The sequence below is a fragment of the Sphingobium sp. AP50 genome, assembly GCF_900109095.1.
In the GTDB taxonomy this organism is placed as follows: Bacteria; Pseudomonadota; Alphaproteobacteria; order Sphingomonadales; family Sphingomonadaceae; genus Sphingobium.
Genome location: NZ_FNYZ01000066.1, coordinates 1 through 1,281, shown reverse-complemented (window position 1 = coordinate 1,281; position 1,281 = coordinate 1). Strand labels below are relative to the sequence as shown.

Annotated in this window: 1 protein-coding gene and 1 pseudogene; one reads left to right on the top strand and one right to left on the bottom strand. The window is 51.7% G+C overall.

Annotation, left to right across the window (positions count from 1 at the left end; all coding sequences use genetic code 11):
* Positions 1–292 (bottom strand): transposase (locus BMY84_RS28885; protein WP_143075214.1); only part of this gene is annotated, 292 nt, incomplete at its 3' end.
* A gap of 75 nt (positions 293–367) precedes the next feature.
* Between BMY84_RS28885 and BMY84_RS28880 the strand changes: the two are divergent.
* Positions 368–592, top strand: a pseudogene (locus tag BMY84_RS28880) (transposase); the annotation flags it as partial.
* Between the last annotated feature and the right edge of the window lie 689 nt (positions 593–1,281).

Below are 1,281 nucleotides of genomic sequence, written 5' to 3'. Positions count from 1 at the left end.
CCCCAAGCGACAGCCCCAGAAACCGCAGCCAACTCAGCCGATCGCGGATCATGAAATCCATCCGGGCGTCTGACAGATTATGCTGCGCCTGCAGGATCAGGGCCTTGAACATCATCACCGGATCGAAGGGTGGGCGCCCGCCTTTGGCTCCATCGCCATAACCAAGCCCTTCGACCAGCCACGCCCGGAAATACTCGAAATCCACCGTCTCCTGCAAAACCTCAAGCGGATCGCCCTCCTTGCTCAATGCCTCAAGGTGATCGCTCAAACTGAACAGGGACTTGGGATCCATAGCTGGCCTCCGTGATCGCGCGCCCTCTATGAATCATTATCGCCGTCCAAACGCTATCGGTTTTTGCGGGTCTCCAGCTATTTCTGCCTGCCGTCAGCGCCTTGGCAGAAAGGCGGCGTGGAAAATTGTAATGGCCGAATACGGCGTTTCCTGCCCTCCGATACTGACATTGCGCTCATGTCGGACAAAGAGATCCAGGCCGTTGCCGATCTCCTCAACACCACACCCCGCAAGTGCCTTGGCTACCGCACTCCGCACGAAGTCCTGGGAGAGCAGATCACCCTGCTCAAGGCCGGATAAATTTTGCCATCCGGGGTGGGGCTCGCCCCACCCCGGATGAAATGCTACGCATCACCTCGGGTGTCGCGCTTCAAATCGAAACCGCCGGGGGCACTTGGGTGTTTGGTTAGGAAAATTTTGAATTCTTAGCACGTTGGATGGGGTCGCAAAGTCGGAGGCTTCACCCGCCCCGGAGAACAGGTTTGGATGATTATCATCGATAAGGCACGAAGATGTTCGTGCCGCAGGGATCCAAGTCAAAATTGAAAATCAATCCTCGCTGATCTGTGCGGGCATCAAATTGACAATGGAACTACAAAGGATTATATTGTCCCAAGAAGTTCAATATCGTTGTTGATTAAATTGTTGAACTTCTAAATTTGAATAGAGCTTTATTGCTATATAAATCAATTCCGTGTGTGATGATTTGTAATCCTGCTCCCGCAACCAACTAAACGCGATAAATCAATTGCTTAGAAAAAGGCCTCTCCTTCCCGGAGGGGCTTTTTTCGTTAGCACGACGCTAGCACATTTTTGACTTTTTCATCGTTCGTGCTATGTTCCTTTCATGCTTTACCCGAACAATGGCGGTTCTCATGCAGCGGCACGAGATTTTAGGCCGTGTGGACGAATTTGGGGTTGAAGAGATTTTCCGATTCCCAAGATGAATCTGTTCTGATTCATAGGCTTCCGACTGTCATGGAGGTCGG